Below are 20,882 nucleotides of genomic sequence, written 5' to 3' on the forward strand. Positions count from 1 at the left end.
CGCGACGCGTTTCCGCGTCCGAGCTTTGCTCTCAGGCACGCCCTTCTCGAAAGAAGGGCGCAGGGAAGGCCGGGTGCAGGCCGCACCCATGGCCCGCCTGCAGAAAAGAAAGCAGGCGGCAGTCACCACAGGATTGGCCGAACAACCGGCCTTCCCTGCGCGATGGGTTTTACGGCTGCTCCGTGCTCTCCCAGGGGACCGGGCTTGCTTGCCCCCGTCATCGGGATGTCGCCGACCAAGACACCAGCGTCGGGGTGTCGGGACCACACGGCTTGACCGTCCGCGAGGGGATCGTTCGTCCGTACGCGAAACGCGCACTGCGACCCCAGGCGGCCACCGCATCTCCCGCTCCACGGTCCGTGACGATCGCGAAACGCCCCTTCAGTGAGCGGAAGACGCGGGGAGCATCGATCTGATTTGCCCGACGGCACAAGGGTTAAGTTGCCCGACGGAATGCGACAAGCTGCCACGACGGGCAGTTTGGGCACGGGTGCGGTGCGTGCGGGCCGTCGGCTCGACATCGATGTCGTCCCTGTCGCGATCAGTCTAACGCAACCATTTTGTATCTTCCTTTACCGAATGATATCTGGCGGAAACGACGCGTCCCGCAATAGAGCTAAGCGCTCGATAAGCTTGCCCGAGTGGAGTCGCTTCTCAGCTTCGCGGTCCGCAACTCGAAGCCCGTGAGACTGCTTATCGCCCAACGCTTATCGGCGGTGCACCACCTGACTATTGTGTATTATGCTACGAAGAATCGCAGGCAGCAGAGATCAACCGTCAAGTCTACCGAGGACGAAATTCTCTCTCAATTTGCCCGGAGACAAAAGGGAGCATCCGCGTCGGAGCAGTCTTGCGATGACCGATCATCAGCTAGTCGGAAGTTTACTGGCAAAATAGACAACAACACCGAGCCTGACATTGCTCAGGTTTGCCGACCGAACTAAAAACTGACCGATACGCAAAGCGAAAGTCGTTATGGCAAAGATTGAAGATTTGATTGCAAGAATCCCGGACGCCGGCCTCCGTATCGCGATAGGCAATGAAGTTAGGGAACTGAAGAAGGCTAAGAAATTCGGACTGGTTTTCGAGAATCACTTGCCTGAGACGGTTCAACTCCCAAACCTGCCTGTCAGAGTCGGGGAAACGGTTGCCCGCAAACGGGATTCAGGGGAAATCTTGTGGATCGTGAAATCGATTCAAAAGGGGGTCGCAACACTTAGGCCAATGATTGAAGCGCCGACTCAAAATGAAATGCCCGTTGATGTCGGTATTGACGAGCTGGTTGTCGTCAGGCGCTTCGGTGATCCAATCTATCCCACCTTGGTGTCAGTTGACAGGGTGAATCGAGGCGGACCGCAGAAGCCTTGGCACACGCTCATTAAGGCGGACAATTTTCACGCCCTGCAGCTTTTGCTTTTCTGCTACCCGTCATCCGTGGACGTCATCTATATCGACCCGCCTTATAACTCCGGTGCGCGCGACTGGAAGTACAACAATGACTATGTTGATAAGACCGATACTTTCCGGCACTCGAAGTGGCTATCAATGATGAAGAAGAGGCTTCTAATCGCGAAGCATCTCCTCAAGCCCGATGGGGTTCTCATCGTAACCATAGATGAGAACGAGCTTCACCACTTAGGCCTGCTGCTGGAGGATGTATTTGAATCTTACCTTCGTCACACTGTAACGATCGTTATAAACCCGAAGGGTGCCGGCAAGAGAAATTTTGCCCGAACAGAAGAGCACGCACTCTTTTGTGTCCCAAAAACGGGGCAGGCAATCGTCAACGCGAATATGCTTCGTGATCTGTCAAGAGTCGGGCTCTCTACCGAGATGGTTCAAGAAGAGTTCGACGAAGAGCTTGATGACGAGCCAGCCGAGCTTGCAGACGAAACCTCCGACGATGGATCTTTATTTGAACAGCAACTTTCCGACGATGTCGGATTAGACGAGCTGCCATTTCCGCCGGACGAACTAGATCAATGGGAGCTTCGACATGCGCGTCGACGCGGCAATGAATCTAGCTATCGGCATCAGCGTAAGAATCAGTTCTATCCAATCTACATTGATGAAAAGAGGCGGGTGGTCGAAGAGATTGGTGAGCCGCTTCTTCCTCTCGAAGCTCAACCGAGCTTCAAGAAAAAAAATGGTCTGACGCCCGTTTGGCCAATTGACAAAGAGGGGAATCATCGCTGCTGGCGATTCATTGCGTCTTCCATGAAGAAAATTCATGAAGAGAAGCGGCTGGTCGTAGGCAGGCAAGACCCAACCACAAAAGGCTGGACCCTCAACTATTGGATTCCGAAGAGCAAAACTAAAAATGTCAAAACGGTCTGGTGGCACGCTCGCCACGACGCAGGCACTCACGGGACCAGTATGCTCCACAAGATTCTCGGGCGACGCGATGCTTTTCCTTTTCCAAAATCTCTTTACGCTACCCGAGATGCGCTCCTGACTGTAATTGGAAGTCGCCCTAATGCTCTCGTTCTAGATTTTTTCGCTGGTTCAGGTACTACTTTGCACGCTACAGCTCTACTGAATGCCCAGCTTGGTGGAAGTCGACGTTGCATTCTCGTATCTAATAATGAGCCGGGTGCTACCGTCGCTGGTAAGCTTCGCCGCAAACAAATATATCCCGGAGACGCGGATTACGAAGCTGCGGGTATCTGTGAGAGTGTAACTTGGCCGCGGTGTAAGTTTGTCATCAATGGTAAACGCGATGACGGAACAGAGCTTGCTGGGACTTACCTAGACATTGAGGGGCACGAGAAAAATCTGCGTTGGTCGGACGGCTTTGAAGAGAATATCGAGTATTTCAATCTCGACTTTCTCGAGCCAGATGAGGTAGCCCGAGGAGATGCTTTTCGATCGATTCTTCCAATTCTTTGGTTGATTGCTGGGGCGTCGGGCGAGCGTGAAGACTCTAAGGGCACGTCTGCCTGGCACCTTCCGGCGCGCTCTCCCTATGCAGTTTTAATACGCGAAAAGGAGTTCTTGCACTTCAAAGAACGGTTGGCAGGGCGGAGTGACGTTGATTGGGTTTTCTTGGTGACTGATAGCGAAGAAAACTTTGCCCTCATGCGTCGTGCTCTCGGTAAGAAATACAAATGCTATCAGCTCTACAAGCAGTATCTTGAGAATTTTCGGATCAACGTGGCCGAAGTACTGATGGATTAGCGCGCATGAAAGTTGAGCTTAAGACCTTCCAAACTGATGCGGCGCTTAGCGTTATCGAAGAGATTGACGAGGCGAGGGTAGCGGTCGGCAAGGGTAAGCTGCAAGCGGTTGTATTGAGTGCTCCCACCGGGTCAGGAAAGACTATTACAGTCGCTGCTGTCATCGAGTGGATACTGAGCGGTGCGGATGGAGTCGTCGCGCGCCCCAACACCGTGTTTCTTTGGCTGTCCGACTCGCCCGAACTGAACAACCAGAGCGCAGCAAAGCTCATTGGCGCCTGTGAAAACGTGACCTTCAATAAGGTCATTATTGTGGAGAGCGAAACATTCGATGAGGAGCGCCTGCGAGCAGGTTACGTATACTTCATCAATACCCAACTGCTCGGGAAAGATAAGTTGTTAACGAAGGGGGGGGACAAGAAGAATTTCACTTTCTGGCAGACCGTCGCTAACACCGTCAGTGCCTCTCCAATGGACTTTATCTTAGTAATCGATGAGGCTCATCGCGGCGCGAGCGTGGCGGAACGAACTCGCAAGCCAATCATGCAGAAATTCATTACCGGCTCCGAGGAAGACGGTTTGCCACCTGTTCCACTCGTCCTTGGTATGAGTGCCACGCCGCAGCGTTTTACCGATCTGCTCGGAAATACGGCGCGGACTCAGCGTCCAGTTGGTATTACTGCGGAAATCGCTCGCGCAAGCGGACTGCTTAAGGATTTGATCGTTGTAACCTGCCCGAAGACAGGCGCTCAAAGTGATCTCACTCTCCTGGAGCAAGCGGCAAGCCGATGGAAGCAGTTTCGCGACAAGTGGTCTGAATATTGTGCAAGAGAGAAAGAGGCCGAGATAGTCCGGCCCGTACTCGTGGTTCAGGTGGAGGATGGCACAGAGACTGTATTGAGTCGTACTCCCCTCCATGAGGTAGTTAAAGTGGTCGAGCGACAAATAGGGTCGCTCGGGCCGAATGAGATTGTGCACTGTTTTCAAGAAAGGCAGGACATCACTTATGGCGGCAGAATCATCCGGCGCATCGATGCATCGCGGATACAAGATGCAGCAGAAGTCAAAGTGGTTCTGTTTAAGACTGCGTTGACTACCGGTTGGGACTGTCCGCGAGCGGAAGTCATGATGAGCTTTCGTCGCGCGCAAGATCCAACAAGCATTGCTCAGCTTGTCGGTCGAATGATCCGTGCGCCACTCGCGAGAAGAGTTGAGAGTGATGAGCTTCTGAACACCGTTGATCTTTATCTCCCGCACTACGACTCTGATGCGTTGGAGCGAGTTTTGGCAAAGTTGCGAAGCCCTGATGAGCAGGAGGGGATGCCTTCCGAAGTAACAACGAAAGCGGTCGAATATTCTCGAAATGCTGATCTTGCCACTGTGTTCGCATCTCTGAGCAAATTGCCTACCTATAGCGTTAGTCGCGTGCCAAAGATGAGCGATGTGAAAAGGGCGTTGCGCTTGGCAGGAATGCTGGCGCATGTCGGAATAGATGTCGATGCTGATGATGAAATCCGAGAGAGGCTGACTTCTAAGCTGAAGGACTTGCGCGATAACTGTGCCCTTGACGATCCTGCGTGGACACAGATTGTGAGTGATGGCAGTGGGATCGATGTTGACGTGACTGCCGTGGCTCTCGGAACCATGAGCGTGGCAAGTCGTCAAACTGATCGCATTGCTTTGTCCCCTGAAAATATTGATCACCTGTTCGAGGAGGCGGGCCGCAGGCTCGCTCCGTCAGAAGGGCTTCATCGGACGTATTGGAAACGCTTTCATGATCGCGAGAATCCAGGTTTGGCAAAGGTTGAGCTGTTTGCTCTGATCCGCCGAGCGGGGACTCTTGCGCAAGTTGAAGATGTAGCGCGTAGTTGCTTCGACAGTTGGTGGCTGAAAAACAAATCGAAGATTGCCGTCTTGCCCGCTTCGGAGAAGGCGCGCTTCCAGTTGCTCGTGCAAGCAAGCGGTAAAGCGGTGAGGCAGGAACTGGAGTTGCCGCTTACGATCGTCGAAAAGCCTGGCGCTCGGACATGGAAGAATCACTTGTTTGTCGATCTTGCTGGCAATTTCGCCGCAAATATGAATAGCTGGGAAGAGGATTGTTTAGAATGGGCGGCACAATCACCCGATTTCGTCTGTTGGCTGCGTAATTTACCCCGTCGTGAATGGGCGCTTTGTGTTCCCTATGAAAGCGGCGGGGAAAAGCCGTTCTATCCCGATTTTCTGATAGTACGAAAGTCTGGAACTTCATTCGTCGTGGATGTAATGGAACCGCACGACGATAGTCGGACCGATACTTGGGCCAAAGTGAAGGGGCTTGCTAGCTTTGCGGATGAACACCATCTGGCGTTCGGGCGTTTAATGATTGGCCGAAAAAAGAACGGTGCTCTGCAATTTATAGATGTGTCAGAAGCGAAGACGCGTGCGAAGGCTCGCAAGCTAGCAGCATCGGCGGACTTAGAATCACTCTTTGAGGATGCTTAAAAGGGGACGTCCACTGACATTTTAGCGATGTTGGAATAAGAAACATCGCTGATTGTCATGAGACCGGTTGTGTTGAAGCAATATCAGAACAAATAGCTTCAGCGTGAGGCTACGCCATCCTCACCGCCAACCCCAGCGGCCCGCGAAACCCGAACCCGTGCCACCGCACGCTGGCCGCATCCACCAGCTCCATCTTCGGAAACCGCTCGAACAGCAGCGGCAGCAGGATGGCGCCGACGGTGCGGCGGGAGAGGTGGGCGCCGGCGCAGTGGTGGGGGCCGTTGCCGAAGGCCTGGTGGGGGTTGGGGTCGCGCAGCGCGTTGTAGTGCTCGCCGTCGGTGAACAGCTCCTCGTCGCGGTTGGCGGAGGCCTGGATGGTCATCACGGTGTCGCCCTTCGGGATCAGGCAGCCGCGGATCTCGGTGTCCTCCATCACCAGGCGTGAGCTCGCCTGGATCGGCGCCACCCAGCGCACGCCTTCCTCGAAGGCGGCGCGCCATGTGTTGTCCGCGCGCACGGCCTCCAACTGCTCCGGGTTGGTCAGCAGGCCGTAGAGGATCGTCAGCAGCGCGTCGCGCGGCTCGTTGATGCCGCCGCCGATCGCGATCTTGATGTTGGCGATGATCTGGCTCTCGGGGATCGGGTTCTTCGCGTTGACCATGAAGGAGAGCGCAGAGGAATCCGGCTCCGCCCTGACACGCTCCATGTTGGCGCGGATGCAGCGGTCCATCTCGGCATTGGCGCGGTCGCTGGCGTCGAACGGACCCGGCGTCCAGCCGAAATTGCCGGCGCCGTCGATCAGGGTCTGCGACCAGCGCTGCATCTCCTCGTCGCTGGCATCCGGCACGCCCATCACTTCAGCGAGGATGCGCGCGGCCAGCGGGCCGGCGAGCGCCGGGAACAGATCGACGGTCTCGCCGCGCGGCAGCCGGTCGAGATACTCATTGGCGAACTTCGTGTAGAGCGGCTCCCAGACGGCTTCGATCGTCTTCGGCATCAAGGCCGGCATCATCGCCATGCGCTCGGCGCGGTGCTCGTCGTGATCCTTGCGCATCAGGGTGTGCGCGAGGAAGGCGCGCTTCATCGGCGTGTTCGGATCGTCGGACGAGAACAGCGCCGCATTGTCCTTCACATATTTCGTGTCGGCCGCCTTGGTGAGGAACGTCCGGCCCACCGACTTGACGCGCAGCACCGGCGCTTCGCGGCGCAGGCGCTGGTAGATCGGGTAGGGATCGCGCGTCAGCTCGGCGATGGTGATGGTCTCGTCGAGAGGAGCCAGGCTTGCGGTCAGCATGGGGCGCTCCTGTGAGGTGCGGGCCGGCGCGGCGGTGATGACGACGATAGGGGCGGGGGTGGCGCCGTCAATGCTGGTGCACTACGGATCTGAACGTCGACGGATCGCCCCCGTTCCGCGGCGCACGCGTGGTGCACCGCACCTGATGCGATGCTGCGACGGCGTGCGATGCGATAGGGGGATCGTATCTCCTTCAGCAACGTCATGGCCGAGCCTTCGCCGCGCCGAAGCGGCTACGGCCGCGCAGGCGGGACAGGCCCGGCCATGACGTTGCTGAGAGAGAAGCGAGTTCGGACTGCAATCGCCGCAGGTGGTTTTCCGCGCGGAGCGGCCGGTGGTCAGTAGCGGCCGCCGCTGCGTTCCTGCTGCTTGATCCAGTCGGACAATGTCTTGGGCGCGGCGACGGCGGCGCCGGAGCGCGATGGCTTCGGCGTCGAACCGCGGCCGCTTCCGCTGTTCGCCTCCGCGGGCGCGCGTGGCCGCAGAGCGGCATGGGGGCTCGCGCCGCCACGCGACGCCGCGGCGAGCCTATCGGCTTCCTCCTTCTCCAGCCGCAGCTTGCGCAGCCGTTCCATCTTTTCGCGCTCGGGATCGGGCGGCGGCGGCGGCAACTCGCGCTGGCGGGCTTCCTCGGCGGAGATCAGCAGCGCCTTGATGGCGGGCTCGCCGAGCGCCTTGCACGCCTCGAGGCGGTGCAGGCCCTCGACCAGCACGAAATGATCCTTGTCGCGGCGGACGAGGATGGGCTCGCGCTGGCCGGACTCCAGAATGCTCTCGGCGAGTTCATCGACCAGCTCCGGCTTCAGCGCTTTGCGCTTCTTGTCGGGAACGTGGATCTTGTCGATCGGGAAGCTTTCCGGTGCGGACACGTGCGACACTCCGTCAGGGCGCCCTCTTGGGCGCGTGCGTGTCCAATGCCGCGGTCGGACAGAGTCACGATCGCCAAGGCGGACACGCGAGGCGTACAATAGGGACATTCCGGCGGTTGCCGCAAGCAGCGGCGCGCTTGGCAAGGGAGCGACTGGCAAGGGAGCGACTGGCAAGGGAGCATCGCATGCTTCTGTGGACGATCATCGGCGTGGCCGACGTGGCCCGCAGCGTCGCGTGGTATCAAGCGCTGCTGGGCCTGCGAGAGATCCCGCCTGCGCATGATTATTTCGGGCAGGTCATCGCCGACGACGGCACCGTGCTGCTGTGCTGCCACGCCTGGGGCGCGCATGAGCATCCGTCGCTGACGTCGCCGCAGGCGGCCGCTCCCGGCAACGGGCTGTTGCTGTTCTTCCGGCTCGCGGCGTTCGACGACGCCTTGCAGCGCGCGCGGCGGCTCGTTGAGGCGCTCGACGAGGAGCCGCACCGCAATCCCAACACGGGAACTCTCGAATTCGCGCTGCGCGATCCCGACGGCTATTGCGTCACGGTCAGCGCGGCGACGGCTTGCTGAGCGACGGGAACTCCGCCGGCGGGCGGCGCGGCGGCCCGCGACGGCGAAAGTCGCTCGCGTGTCAATCGAGGCTGCTATGCTGCATCGCCCCAACAGGAGGATGACGCTGATGAAGACACGCTCGCTCGTGGCCATGCTGGCCGGATTGGCCTTCGCGCTGCCGACCGTTGCTGTCGCCGAGGACGCGCCGGTCGAGCAGCAGCTCGTCGACGCGATGAACAAGGTGTTCGGCGTGCACGCCGGATTCCGCGCCAATCACGCCAAGGGCGTGGTGGTCGAGGGCAAGTTCAAGCCGTCGGCGGAGGCGGCCGGCTTGAGCAAGGCGGCGCTGTTCAGCGGGGCGGAGATCCCGGTGACGGTGCGGTTCTCCGATTCCACCGGCGTGCCGAATTTGCCGGACGGCTCGGGCGATGCCAATCCGCACGGCATGGCGGTGAAGTTTCATCTCGCCGACGGCAGCGACGTCGACCTCGTGATCAACTCGCTGAAGTTCTTCCCCGTCTCGACGGCGGCGGAGCTGCGCGACCTGTTCCTGGCGATCGCCGACAGCGGGCCGAACGCGGCCAAGCCGACCAGGCTCGATCAGTTCATCGGCAGCCATCCGTCGGCGCCGGCCGCGCTCGGCACCATCGCGACGCCGGACAGCTTTGCCGACGAGGCCTATTTCGGCGTCAACGCCTTCGTGCTCGTGAACAAGGACGGCGCGAGGCAGGCGGTGCGCTGGCAGATGCTGCCGCAGAAGGTGGTGCATCTCGACAAGGACGACGCCGCCAGGCGCGCGCCGGACTTCCTGATGGCCGAGCTGCCGGCGCGGCTGAAGCAGGGGTCCGTGACCTTCCGCTTCATGGCGCAGCTCGCGGCCGCCGGCGACGATACCAAGGATCCGGCCAAGCCGTGGCCCGACGACCGCAAGCTGGTCGAGCTCGGCGTGCTCACGATCGACAAGGCGGTCGACGACAGCGACGCCGCGCAGAAGAAGCTCCTGTTCCTGCCGAGCCAGCTCACCGACGGCATCGAGGCCTCCGACGATCCGATGATCGACATCCGCAGCGCCGCCTACGCGATCTCGTTCTCGCGGCGCAATCCGTGAGCGGTTCGCGGCGCGTGAGCGCTGCGACGACGCGCGGGCCGCGAATGCGGATGCATTGCGGCCCCGCTTGCCGGACCCCGCCGTGGGATCGGTGAGGTCTCGCCACATTCGCTGGCATTGCGGCGCGGCCGCGCCATCTTTTGTCCTGATCGATGGCGCCGCGCCCGGCGCATGATCACCGCGCGGCGTTGCCGACGCGCATCATCACCGGCGCCGGATGTCGTGCTGACGGCACACCGATCCAAATGCGACTGCAACATCGCGTGTAGCAACCGAAGCGAGTAGTTCGTCGCGCCCGGCCGGACTCATCAGGAGCGGCGATCGCGAAACGCCCTGTGGCAAGCGGTCTGACGGCATCGCGCGGCGTCTGCGTTTGCCTGCTAACGATCGGCGCGGCCCGCGTGATCGACGCACTCTGCGACGTAATCGTGTCGCGCCGCTTGTTTTCGCCTGAATCCTGCATCTTCGCTGCAACACTCCAAACGGAATGTTTGACGGCGGATCGTCGGGAACCGCATTCCCTAGCAATGACAATTTTCAATTCAGATCGCGACACAATCCGACCCTCCTGATGCGGCCGTCGCTTGTTGCGGCACGTGTTCAGGAGTTATGAGTTCGATGCGTCGCGTATTTGGCGTGTGTCTTTGCCTATCGACTTTCGCAGGTAGTACGACATCGGTCTGGGCGACTGATCTTGCCCTGCCACCACCTCTCCCGCCGCCGGATGTGTTCGCCTACAGGTGGAGCGGCTGCCACGCCGGCGCCAACGCCGGCATGGCGTGGTCGCGCCAGCAGCAGAACTGGAGCCAGCTCGCCAATGCCGGCGCCGCGCCCGCGCAGCCTGCTCCGCAGCCGGTCGGCAACGTCAACAATCCGCCGCCGGCAAATCCGCCGGTGGTTGCGAATCCCCCGCCGAACCCGCCGCCGCCGAACAACCCTGGCGGGAACAATGGCGGAGGCAAGCCGCCCACCAACAAGCCGCCGCACTACGGCGATCACGGCGGCGGCTGGTGGAAGCCGGGCAAGCCCTATCACGGCGACAAGGATCATGATTGGGCGAACGGCAAGCCGCCGTACAAGCACGACCACGATAAGTACGACCACGACAAGCATGATCACGACAAGTACGATCATGACAAATACGATCACGACGACCATCATTGGCCACAGGTCGGGTCGAAAGGTGGCGACAAGCCGTCATGGCCCTGGCAGACGCCGTACAAGGACAAGGACGACAAGGACAAGTACGACAACTACAAGGACGTCAAGTACAGCGACAACTGGTTCGGCAAGACGCACGACGACGACCATGACAAGTCGCGCGGCTGGTCGCAGCTGCAGTCCAGCGGCTATTCCGACCGGTCCTCCTGGCTCAGCCGCGACAAGGACGACGACAAGAAGGGCGGCGGCTGGGGCGGCAAGAAGGACGATGGCTATGACAAGCCTTCGTTCGGCTGGTCGAAGCAGCCGGCGAAGGACGGACACGACAGCTACGCCTGGATAAAGCCGGATCATCACGACGACGACAAGCATGGCGGCGGTTACGGCTGGGGCGGCAAGCCGCGCGACGATGACGACGGCAAGGGCGGCTATGGCGGCAAGCCGGACAAGGATCATTGGGAGCACCACGGCGGCAATGATGATCACGGCGGCTGGCCGTATCACCCGGGCAAGCCGGGCTGGCCGCCGAAGAACCCGCCGCCGAAAAATCCCCCGCCGCAGGGCAACAACAATCCGCCTGCGCAGAATCCTCCCGCGCAGAATCCTCCTGTCCAGAATCCGCCCCCGGTCGCGGGTGGCGGCAATGTCGCGCCGCTGCCGGTGGCGGCCGTGCAGATCCCGACCGCCATGTCCAGCAATGGCAGCGACGTCGTCGGCGGACTGCAGCTCGGCTGCGATTATCAGCTCGACCGGTTCGTCGTCGGCATCCAGGCGATGGCCGATCTCGGCAACATCAACGTGTCCGGCCCGCTCGCGCCCGGGCTGACGCTGAACACGCGCACCAGCAATCTCTATACGGCCACCGTGCGCGCCGGCTATCTCGTGACGCCGGAGATCCTCGCCTATGTCCGCGGCGGCGCGGCGTGGACGCGGACCACCGTCGGGGTTGCCAACACCGCCACCGGACAGTCCGCCAGCGTCGCGTTCAACCGCAGCGGCTGGACGGTGGGCGCCGGCGTCGAGTGGATGTTCGCCCGCAACTGGTCGGCCTTCGCCGAATACGACTACGCCGATTTCGGCACCGCCACCGGCGTGCTGCCGGGCGCGGCCGCGATCACCGGCGGGCCGAACGTCGTCAGCCAGAAGACGCAGCTCCACACCGCGATGATCGGTGTGAACTACCGGTTCGAGATGCTGTCGCGCGCCGGCCGCTGATCGCGCGCGTCGCGGCTCTCGGTCATGACAAGGCCGCCTGGTTCGTCCAGGCGGCCTTTTGCTGTTGCCGAACCGGCGGCTGGCCTGCATTGAACGTTTCGGCGTCGCGCGTGGACACATGGATCCGGCCGCGTGAACGGCAGACGGAGGATTTCGCATGACGATCGTCTCGCGGGCGCTGCTGACCTGCTGTGCCCTGCTGATCGCCCCGATCGGCGCAAGCGCGCAGACGCCGCTGGTCGAGGAGGCCGCAGCGCCGGCCGAGCCATATCAGGGCCCGTTCGCCTATGACGAGCAGGAGACGGTGGTGGCGCGGTCGCCGACCGGGGCCGTGTCGCTCGATCTGCCGCCGGGGCTCTCGCTGCGCGACTACGAGGCGTCGCCGGCCGGCACCGAGGTCGCCGTCATCGTCGAGGATGCATCGCGCCGCCAGCAGGTGGCCTTCTGGGCGTTCGGCCGCGAGGGATTTGCCCGCCGCATCGACGTGCCCGCGCAGACGCGGCTCGCCTCGATCACCTGGCACCCGCACGGCAAGGCGCTGTTCCTGCTGGCCATCGGCGAGCGCGGATCGCAGATCCTCAAGCTCGACGCCAAGGCAGCGAGCTTCACGGCGCAGACGGTTTATTCCAGCGCCGCGCCTTTGCGACGGCTCGTTGTCGGCCCGCGGCCCTTCGAGGTGAACGGCGAGAAGGCGCCGGTGCTGCGGCTGTTCTTCGGCGAGAGGCTCGCCAGCGGCGCCTACGCCCTGCGTACGGTCACCGAGACCGGCAAGGCGTTGTACACGGTGGTCGGGCCGCAGCGCGACGCCGGCAAGACGAACGACGATGACGCACCGAACACCACGATCGCGCCGTCGGCGCTGCCGCTGCAGTTCCATCCGGCCGGCAACCAGCTCATCTGGGAGGACCAGAAGAAGTGCCTGCACAAGCTCGGCTACGGCGTCGACAATTGGGGCAAGAGCGCGCCGTTCGGCCGCGACTGCGGCCATACGCTGACCTACGCGCCGAACGGCATCGCTGCGATCGACTGGCAGCCGGGGCAGCCCGGCATCCGCATCAAGGGCCTCGTCGACGGCTCCGACCAGCCGGCGCTCAGCGAGTACAAGCTCGATTCGGTGCCGTCGCAGATGCCCGACGGCCGCGGCGTCATCGCGCTGACCGCTGACGGAGCGACCAGGAGTCTGCGCTATCTGCCGATCGCCGTGCCGCTCGCCGATGTCGCCAATGCCTGGATGTACATGGAGAGCGCTGCCGACCAGCAGGCCTTCCTGCGGGATCGCGGTCTATTCCGGCCGTTGCCGGAGATCGACCAGCTCTTCAAGCTCTACGATACCGAATCCTATCAATGCGGCGCGCCTGACACCCGGATGCCGACGCGGCCCTATCTGGTGACCACGGACCTGTTCTGGGAATTGTACAGCGCGGCCTTCGACGGGCTGTTCATCATCCTGGAGCGTGAACAGGCGGGGCCCGCCCTCGCGCGTTTCGTCGCGGCGGCGGATGCGGAGCTTGCGAAGCGCCATCCGGGCAGCCGCATGGCCATCGCATTCGCCGCGGCGCATGCCGTGCTCGAAGGCCGCAGCGACTCCAACGCGGAAGCGCGCCTGATCGTAGCGGCCCGCGGCTCTGCGCAGTCGCTGGCGCTGCAGGCACCGCTGGACTTCGCGCAGTTCAAGCCGCGCGGGCACTACACGACGGATGCGCAGAAGCGCTATTTCGGCGCGGTGCGCTATCTCAGCGCGCTGCCGCTGTCGGCCGAGGACACCGCGATGCTGCGTGGCCTCGATGCCGCCGTCGGCAAAGCGGCGACCGACTGGATCGCCGTTTACCGGCCGTTCATCGCCTCGTCGCGGTTCGACCTCGTCTGGGGCGGCGCCGCCTCGACCATCGCCTCGCATCCGGACACGCGCGGCACGCGGCTGTTCCCGTTGTCCTGGGGCTGGGACAATGAGGCGCTCGACAATGTCGTCGATCATGCCGAGCGGCCGGACGCCGAGCGTATCACCTCCCGCGACGGCGGCTCGCGCCTGTTGCCGTCGGGTCTCGACTTTGCGGCGATTGCCGGCAACCGGCTGGCAGGCGAACTGCTCAGCCGCGACTTCGCCACCTATCCCAATCTCGCCGGCCGTATCGCCGCCGTGCGGCAGCGCTTTGTTGCCGCCGGCGGCAGGTCGCGCGGTGGCCTCTACGACTCCTGGATCGCCGCGCTGGCCACGCAATGGGCCGACAGCACGACGGCTTCGGCGGTCGCGGGACCAGTGTGGAACGCCAAGCGCCTGCAGACCGGCCTCGCCTCATGGGCGACGCTGCGCCATGCCACCGTGCTGGTCAACGACAAGACTGTGGCCGAATGCGGCGAGGGCGGCTTCGAGGCGATCGTGATGCAGCCGCCGCGCGGCTATGTCGAGCCTGATCCGGCAAGCTTCGCGGCGATCGCCGACCTGTTCGAGGCCACCATCGCGATAGTCCGGGACAGCCGGAGCCTTGCGGCAGATGCCGCGGCCAATGCGCGTCTCCGCGACGGCATCATCCGGCGCCTGACGGAGTCGCGCGACACCATCCGCAAATATCAGAACATCGCCGAGAAGGAGTTGAAGGGCGAGGGGCTGAGTGCGGAGGACTTCAGGCTGATCCAATATGTCGGCCGCGCCGCCGAGCACAATTTCCTGATCTTCTCCAGCCTGTCGAACCCGCAATACGCGCTGTCCAACCCCGACCCGATGATGAAGGTGGTCGACGTCGCCGATGCGCCGTCGGAGACGCGCGAGCTCGGGGTCGGCCGGCCGCTCGAATGGGACCACATCGTGCCGTACAGCGGCCGCTCGGAGATCGTCAAGGGCGGTGTCTATTCCTACTACGAGTTCGCCTCGCCGCAGCCGATCGATGACGCCGCCTGGCGCAAGGTGGTCGATGCGCAGGTGCGGCCGGATTGGGTGGCGCGGCACCTGTCGGCGAACGTGCTGTCGTGTCCGGCGCGTCAGCCGTGATGCGGGCCGCGCTGGCGCTGCTGCTCGTCGTCTCCGGCTTGGCAGCCGCGGAGGCGGCGGAGGTTGATGCCGCGCGGCTGCTGTTCACCGGCGACATCATGCTATCGCGACAGGTGGCGCGCGAGATCGCCGCGCGCGGTGGCCTGTCGCCGTGGCACGGCATGAGCGACATGTTCCGGCGCGCCGATCTCGTTGTCGGAAATTTCGAGGGTACGGTGGGCACGGCCGAGGCGTGCGACGCGCCGAGGGAGCTGTGCTTCGCGGTCGATCCGCGCCTCGTGGGGCTGCTCAAGCACGCCGGCTTCACGGCGCTCGGTATCGCCAACAATCATTCGGGCGATCTCGGCGCGACCGGACGGAAGGCGACGCGCGAGGCGTTGCATGCCGCCGGCCTCGGTGCGATCGGCTCGGCGGAGTCTCCGGCGTTCCTCAAGGTCCGCGGGCGCACGCTGGCGCTGATCAGCCTCAATCTCGTGCCGGGCCGCGACGGCCAGATCGATCAGGTCCCGTCCTGGCCTGTGGCCCAGAAGCTGCGGCTGGCGCGGGCGCTGGCGGATTGGGTGCTCGTGTCCGTGCATTGGGGCAAGGAACTCGCCGACTGGGTGGTGCCCGAGCAGGAGTCCGCGGCGCGGTGGCTGGTAGCACAAGGCGCTGACCTCATCATCGGCGCGCATCCGCATGTCGTGCAGCCGCCGGCCTGCGTCGACGGCAAGCCAGTGTTCTATTCGCTCGGCAATCACGTGTTCGACCAGAAATATCCACTCACCAAGCGCGGCCTGATCGCCGATTGCGAGATCGAGGACGACCGACTGGTCTGCAGCGGCCTGCCGACCGGCACGCCGGATGGCTCGGCGTATCCCGTGCTGTCAGCAACGCCAGAGCAGTCGGCTTCCAGTCTCGCGCAATGTCCCGTCCAGGCCGGCCCGCCGCTGCGCGTCGCGGGGCTGACCATCGGTCCGTGGCTTCGCGATGGCGAGATCGTCTCGGATCGGCTCGTTCTCGAAGGCCGCGCCAAGGCAAGCCGTTGGCGGACGCCGCCGCGCGCGCTGCTGTCAGCTGAAGCGGGACGGCTCGTCGCCGACCAGCCGCCGCTGCTGTTCACGCTGGAGCGCCATGCCTCGCCGATCGACGGCGAGGACGGTCCGCGTCCCTATGTCTACGAAGTCACGATGCATGGCCTGGTCGCCAGATGGCGCGGCTCCGCGCTGGCCTGGCCGCTGCTCGACGCCGTGCTGATCGCCGATGATGCCGGGCAGTCGTATCTGTGCGCGCTGCATCGTGGCGATTCCTTCATCATGCTGGACACGGCCACGCCGTCGGCGACGCGAACGCAGGCCTATGCCTGGAACGGCTTCGGCTTCACCGGCGTGAATGACGGCGAGCTTGCCGCGCGCTGTGCGCAGCGTTTCGCGCCGGTCAATTGAGCGCAAGTCCAGTGAGTGCAAGTCCACTCAGTGCAAGCCTACTCAGTGCACGCCCAACATAGCGCCGGGCGGCTGCAACTCTCAGACGGTCTCACGAGCTCCCGACGCCGCGGCTCGCTTGATCGCGGCGATCACGCGCAGCGTGTTCAGGCCCTCGCGACCGCTGACCACCGGAGCGGCCGTGCCGCGGATGACCGCGCAGAAATTCCCAATCTGCCGGGCGAGCGGCTCCTGCATGTCATAGCTGAGCCGCTCGCGCGCGATCGGTGCCCACCAGCTCGCCGCATCCGGATGATGCCACAGGTCGAGCTGCGGGATCGCGAGCGACCCCTTCGTGCCGCCGATCTGGTAGCAGCTTTCCTGCGTCCGGCTGTAGGCCGGGTTCTCGCCACTGGTGAACTCGTAGCTCCAGGGCGCCTGCACCGTATCGGACACGCTGAACGTGCCGAGCGCGCCGGACTCGAAGTGCAGGATCATCGCCGCCGTATCCTCGACGGCATGGCCGCGGACCTGGTTGGACTGTGCCGCCTGCACTGCGACGATGTCGCCGCAGAGATAGCGTAGCAAATCGATGTCGTGGCTGAGATTGATCAGCACCGGGCCGGCGCCGGCCTCGCGGCGCCAGGCCGGCGCGAAATAATCGTGCGGCTTGATCAGCCAGAATACGCCATGGATGGCGACGATCCGGCCGAGACGGCCGGTGTCGATCTCGGCCTTGGCGCGCTGGATCATCGGATTGTGGCGGCGGTGATGACCGGTCAGGAGCGGCACGCCGGCGCGTTCGAAGGCCTCGACCAGTGTCTGCGCCGCTGCGACGTCATCGGCCAGGGGCTTCTCGATCAGCGCCGGCAGTCCCGCGGCCAGGCAGGCCATGCCGTTGGCGACGTGCAGCTGGTTCGGCGTGGCGATGACCACGCCGTCGGGCCGGTGCTCGGCCGGAAGCGCGTCAAGCGACGAATAACAGCGGACGCCGCGCGCTTGCGCAAGCTCGTTGGCGGCGGGCGCCGGATCGATGATCGCCGTCAGCACCGCTTCCGGACAGGCGTCGATCTGCTCGATGTGACGCCGGCCGATGAGACCCGCTCCGGCGACGGCCAAACGGACAGGGAGACTGATCAATGGCCGGCCTTGCCCTCGTCGAGCAGCCTGGCGACCCGCCGGAGCGCGAGCTGATAGCCCTGGGTGCCGAAGCCCGCCATGACACCGTCGGCGCGCTTGGAGACGAAGGAGTGGTGACGGAATTCCTCGCGCTTGTGCACGTTGGAAATGTGGACCTCGATGACCGTCCCGTCGAACGCGTTGAGCGCATCGAGGATCGCGACCGATGTATGAGTGAACGCGCCGGGATTGATGACGATGCCGCCGGCGGTCTCGCGCGCCTCATGGATCCAGTCGATCAGCTCGTATTCGCGGTTCGACTGGTGGAAGCGGATCTCGAGCCCGAGCTCTGCCGCCAACGCCCTGCAGTCCCGCTCCACGTCGGCCATGGTCTCACGGCCGTAGATCTCGGGCTGACGCTTGCCGAGCAGGTTGAGGTTGGGCCCGTTGAGAACGTAGACGAGGCTGCTCATGGGAGAACTCCAGTTCGGGATGCGCTGCACCTGCGCGACGCCGTCGGCACGTGCTTGCCATGAAGCGCGCGCCTTTGGCAACCGCGGAGCCCCTTTTCGGCAAAAGCCGCCCGAGGGAGAAGCCTGGTGCCTGCGCCTGGCCCGTCGCCGGCATGCCTTGACGCGGATCAAGGCGGGGTGTTGTAGTCGTCTCAATATGACGCCAAGACCCGCGGGACGGCTGCCGACCGCAGGGGCAGGGGAGAGAGCCGGAGGAGGGAGATGGGGCGTTCGCCCGGAAAATCCCATTCGGACCGCGTGCTCGACGTCGTCGCCAAGGGGGCGCCGGCGGTTTCGGCGTTGGCGGCGTCCTGGCGCCGCTCCGGTCATCTCCACGCGCTCGATCCCGCCACCCACGCGCCATCCTGCCGACTGACGGCAGCCGAGATTGCCGAGGCGCGCGAGCGGCTCGGGCGGCTGCTCGCGATCGCGCAAGCAAGCCTCGACCGGCTGTTTCTTGCCGTCGGCGGCGTCGGGTGCTCGGTGCTGCTGGCCGATGCCGACGGCACCGTGGTCGACCGGCGCGGCGCGCGCGGCGACGATTCGACCTTCGATTCCTGGGGGCTGTGGATCGGCGCGGTGTGGAGCGAGCGGCACGAAGGCACCAACGCGATCGGCACCTGCCTGGTCGAGAAGCGGCCGCTGACCATCGACCGCGATCAGCACTATCTCACCCGCAATGCCAGGCTGTTCTGCACGACGGCGCCGATCTTCGACGAGCATGGCCAGCTCAAGGCAGCGCTCGACGTCTCATCCTGCCGCGCCGATCTCACCGAAGGCTTCGGCCGGCTGATCGCGACCACCGTCGCCGATGCCGCGCGCCTGATCGAGGCGGAGAATTTCCGCCAGGCCTTTCCGCACGCGCGCATCGTGCTGACGCCGGACAGCGAGCGCGACATCAACTCGATGCTCGCGGTCGACGGCAACGATCTTGTCGTCGGCGCCACCCGCGCGGCGCGTCGGGCGCTCGGCCTGTCGGCCTCGGCGCTGGCGCGTCCGGTGCCGGCCGGCGACCTGATCAAGGGCGTGCCCGCGGCGGGTGACGACATCGATGCCGCCGAGCGCGCGGTTTTGAAGCGCGCCCTGGCGCGCGCTGGCGGCAACGTGTCGAGGGCCGCCAAGGAGCTCGACATGTCCAGGGCCACCTTGCATCGGAAGATGAAGCGGCTCGGGCTGGAGCGCTGAGCGCGGCGCAATCCGCAATCCGGCGTCGAGCTGTCGCAGAACTGCGACACTTCCGGCGACGCGCCGCCGCCGCCTACTGGTCTGCAAACCCGGTTTGAACGAGCCTCTCTCCAACGCCGTGTGCATCGGCGTGAATGGGAGAGACAGATGACCAAGGTCGACGTCAATGCGGCGTTCCAGCCGCCTTTCGCTGCGCGTTACGACAACTTCATCGGCGGCGCCTGGAAGGCCCCGAGCGCCGGCAAATATTTTGACAACATCTCGCCGATCACCGGCCAGCCGGTCTGTCAGATCGCACGCTCCGATGCCTCCGACATCGAGGCTGCGCTCGACGCCGCGCACGCCGCCAAGGATGGCTGGGCGCGCACAAGCGTCACCGAGCGCGCGCTGATCCTCAACCGGATCGCTGATCGCATGGAAGCCAATCTCGCCAAGCTCGCATTGGCCGAGACTTGGGACAACGGCAAGCCGATCCGCGAGACCACGGCGGCCGACATTCCGCTCGCGATTGATCATTTCCGCTATTTTGCCGGCGTCATCCGCGGACAGGAAGGCTCGATCGCCGAGATCGATCACGATACTATCGCCTATCACTTCCACGAGCCGCTCGGCGTCGTCGGCCAGATCATTCCCTGGAATTTTCCGATCCTGATGGCGGCGTGGAAGCTCGCGCCGGCGCTGGCCGCGGGCAATTGCGTCGTGATGAAACCGGCGGAGCAGACCCCGGCCTCGATCATGGTGTGGATGGAGATCATCGGTGATCTGCTGCCGGCGGGCGTGCTCAACGTCGTCAACGGCTTCGGCCTCGAGGCCGGCAAGCCTCTGGCTTCGTCACCCCGCATCGCCAAGATCGCCTTCACCGGCGAGACCTCGACGGGGCGGCTGATCATGCAATACGCCTCGCAGAACCTGATCCCTGTGACGCTCGAGCTCGGCGGCAAGTCGCCGAACATCTTCTTCAAGGATGTCTGCGCCGAGGATGACGACTTCCTCGACAAGGCGATCGAAGGCTTCGTGATGTTCGCGCTCAACCAGGGCGAGGTCTGCACCTGTCCGAGCCGCGCGCTGATCCATGAGTCGATCTATGAGCGCTTCATGGAGCGCGCGCTAAAGCGCGTCGGCGCGATCGTGCAGGGCAGCCCGCTCGATCCGGCGACCATGATCGGCGCGCAAGCCTCGTCCGAGCAGCTCGACAAGATCCTGTCCTACATCGCCATCGGCAGGAACGAGGGCGCGCAGCTCTTGATCGGCGGCGAGCGCAATCTGCTCGGCGGCGAGCTCGCCGGCGGCTACTACGTCAAGCCGACGGTGTTCAAGGGGCACAACAAGATGCGCGTATTCCAGGAGGAGATCTTCGGGCCCGTCGTCTCGGTCACGACCTTCAAGACCGAGGACGAAGCCTTGTCGATCGCCAACGACACGCTCTATGGCCTCGGGGCCGGCGTGTGGAGCCGCGACGCCAACACCTGCTATCGCTTCGGCCGTGCCATCCAGGCCGGCCGCGTCTGGACCAACTGCTACCATGCCTATCCGGCGCATGCCGCGTTCGGCGGCTACAAGCAGTCGGGCGTGGGCCGCGAGACCCACAAGGTCATGCTCGACCACTACCAGCAGACCAAGAACATGCTGGTCAGCTACAGCCCGAAGAAGCTCGGCTTCTTCTAGAGGCTGGGGCGGGGCCGGTCGGGCATGAGCGCCCCGGCCGGCCCGTGCGCCAGCCCATGTCGGCGCAGCCATCGTCATTGACGAACGCAGTTTTGTGCTCGTCTCTTGCCCGCGTCGTCATGGCCGGGCCTGTCCCGGCCATCCACGTCGTCCG

The 20,882-nt window shown here is 63.6% G+C and carries 13 protein-coding genes; 9 read left to right on the plus strand and 4 right to left on the minus strand.

What is annotated here, in order from left to right; translation table 11 throughout:
• The first annotated feature begins 975 nt into the window (after nt 1-975).
• On the plus strand, nt 976-3,177 hold the full coding sequence (locus BRADO_RS33755; protein WP_011924504.1) for a site-specific DNA-methyltransferase: 2,202 nt from the start codon (nt 976-978) through the stop codon (nt 3,175-3,177).
• Between the two features lie 5 nt (nt 3,178-3,182).
• A complete protein-coding gene (locus BRADO_RS06455; RefSeq protein ID WP_011924505.1) occupies nt 3,183-5,657 on the plus strand; it encodes a DEAD/DEAH box helicase in 2,475 nt (824 codons plus the stop codon).
• A 109-nt stretch (nt 5,658-5,766) separates the two neighbouring features.
• On the opposite strand, the gene BRADO_RS06460 is transcribed toward BRADO_RS06455, so the two are convergent.
• Both BRADO_RS06460 and BRADO_RS06465 read right to left on the minus strand, forming a co-directional pair.
• Nucleotides 5,767-6,951, minus strand: coding sequence for a cytochrome P450 (locus BRADO_RS06460; RefSeq protein ID WP_011924506.1), 1,185 nt, complete (start codon nt 6,949-6,951; stop codon nt 5,767-5,769).
• A gap of 338 nt (nt 6,952-7,289) precedes the next feature.
• Nucleotides 7,290-7,820 carry a ParB N-terminal domain-containing protein gene (locus BRADO_RS06465; RefSeq protein ID WP_011924507.1) on the minus strand — a complete coding sequence of 177 codons (531 nt, stop codon included), beginning with the start codon at nt 7,818-7,820 and terminating at the stop codon, nt 7,290-7,292.
• 185 nt (nt 7,821-8,005) lie between these two features.
• On the opposite strand from BRADO_RS06465, the gene BRADO_RS06470 reads away from it, so the two are divergent.
• From BRADO_RS06470 to BRADO_RS06490, 5 genes are all read left to right on the plus strand, one after another.
• The gene (locus BRADO_RS06470) at nt 8,006-8,392 is read left to right on the plus strand and encodes a VOC family protein (RefSeq protein ID WP_041756181.1); all 387 of its coding nucleotides are present in this window, start codon (nt 8,006-8,008) and stop codon (nt 8,390-8,392) included.
• 109 nt (nt 8,393-8,501) lie between these two features.
• A complete protein-coding gene (locus BRADO_RS06475; RefSeq protein WP_041757351.1) occupies nt 8,502-9,482 on the plus strand; it encodes a catalase family peroxidase in 981 nt (326 codons plus the stop codon).
• A 726-nt stretch (nt 9,483-10,208) separates the two neighbouring features.
• A complete protein-coding gene (locus tag BRADO_RS06480) occupies nt 10,209-11,858 on the plus strand; it encodes an outer membrane protein (RefSeq protein WP_011924510.1) in 1,650 nt (549 codons plus the stop codon).
• 157 nt (nt 11,859-12,015) lie between these two features.
• A complete protein-coding gene (locus tag BRADO_RS06485) occupies nt 12,016-14,844 on the plus strand; it encodes a DUF3160 domain-containing protein (protein WP_011924511.1) in 2,829 nt (942 codons plus the stop codon).
• Nucleotides 14,823-16,268, plus strand: coding sequence for a CapA family protein (locus tag BRADO_RS06490; RefSeq protein ID WP_041756182.1), 1,446 nt, complete (start codon nt 14,823-14,825; stop codon nt 16,266-16,268). Before BRADO_RS06485 ends, BRADO_RS06490 begins: the two co-directional genes overlap by 22 nt.
• Nucleotides 16,269-16,349: 81 nt before the next feature.
• Here BRADO_RS06490 and BRADO_RS06495 read toward each other — a convergent pair whose 3' ends face one another.
• Both BRADO_RS06495 and aroQ read right to left on the minus strand, forming a co-directional pair.
• Nucleotides 16,350-17,384: a Gfo/Idh/MocA family protein gene (locus BRADO_RS06495; protein ID WP_041757352.1), complete on the minus strand. Its 1,035-nt coding sequence runs from the start codon at nt 17,382-17,384 to the stop codon at nt 16,350-16,352.
• Entirely contained in the window at nt 17,384-17,839 is a 456-nt protein-coding gene (aroQ, locus tag BRADO_RS06500; protein WP_041756183.1) for a type II 3-dehydroquinate dehydratase, read from the minus strand. The genes BRADO_RS06495 and aroQ overlap by 1 nt, the downstream gene beginning before the upstream one ends.
• Before the next feature lie 261 nt (nt 17,840-18,100).
• On the opposite strand from aroQ, the gene BRADO_RS06505 reads away from it, so the two are divergent.
• Both BRADO_RS06505 and adh read left to right on the plus strand, forming a co-directional pair.
• Nucleotides 18,101-19,063 (plus strand): helix-turn-helix domain-containing protein, encoded by a 963-nt coding sequence (locus BRADO_RS06505; RefSeq protein WP_011924515.1) that lies wholly within the window; start codon nt 18,101-18,103, stop codon nt 19,061-19,063.
• 147 nt (nt 19,064-19,210) lie between these two features.
• Nucleotides 19,211-20,728, plus strand: a complete 1,518-nt coding sequence (gene adh / locus BRADO_RS06510) for an aldehyde dehydrogenase (RefSeq protein WP_041756184.1) — start codon at nt 19,211-19,213, stop codon at nt 20,726-20,728.
• Nucleotides 20,729-20,882 lie beyond the last annotated feature (154 nt).

Source organism: Bradyrhizobium sp. ORS 278 (assembly GCF_000026145.1).
In the GTDB taxonomy this organism is placed as follows: Bacteria; Pseudomonadota; Alphaproteobacteria; order Rhizobiales; family Xanthobacteraceae; genus Bradyrhizobium.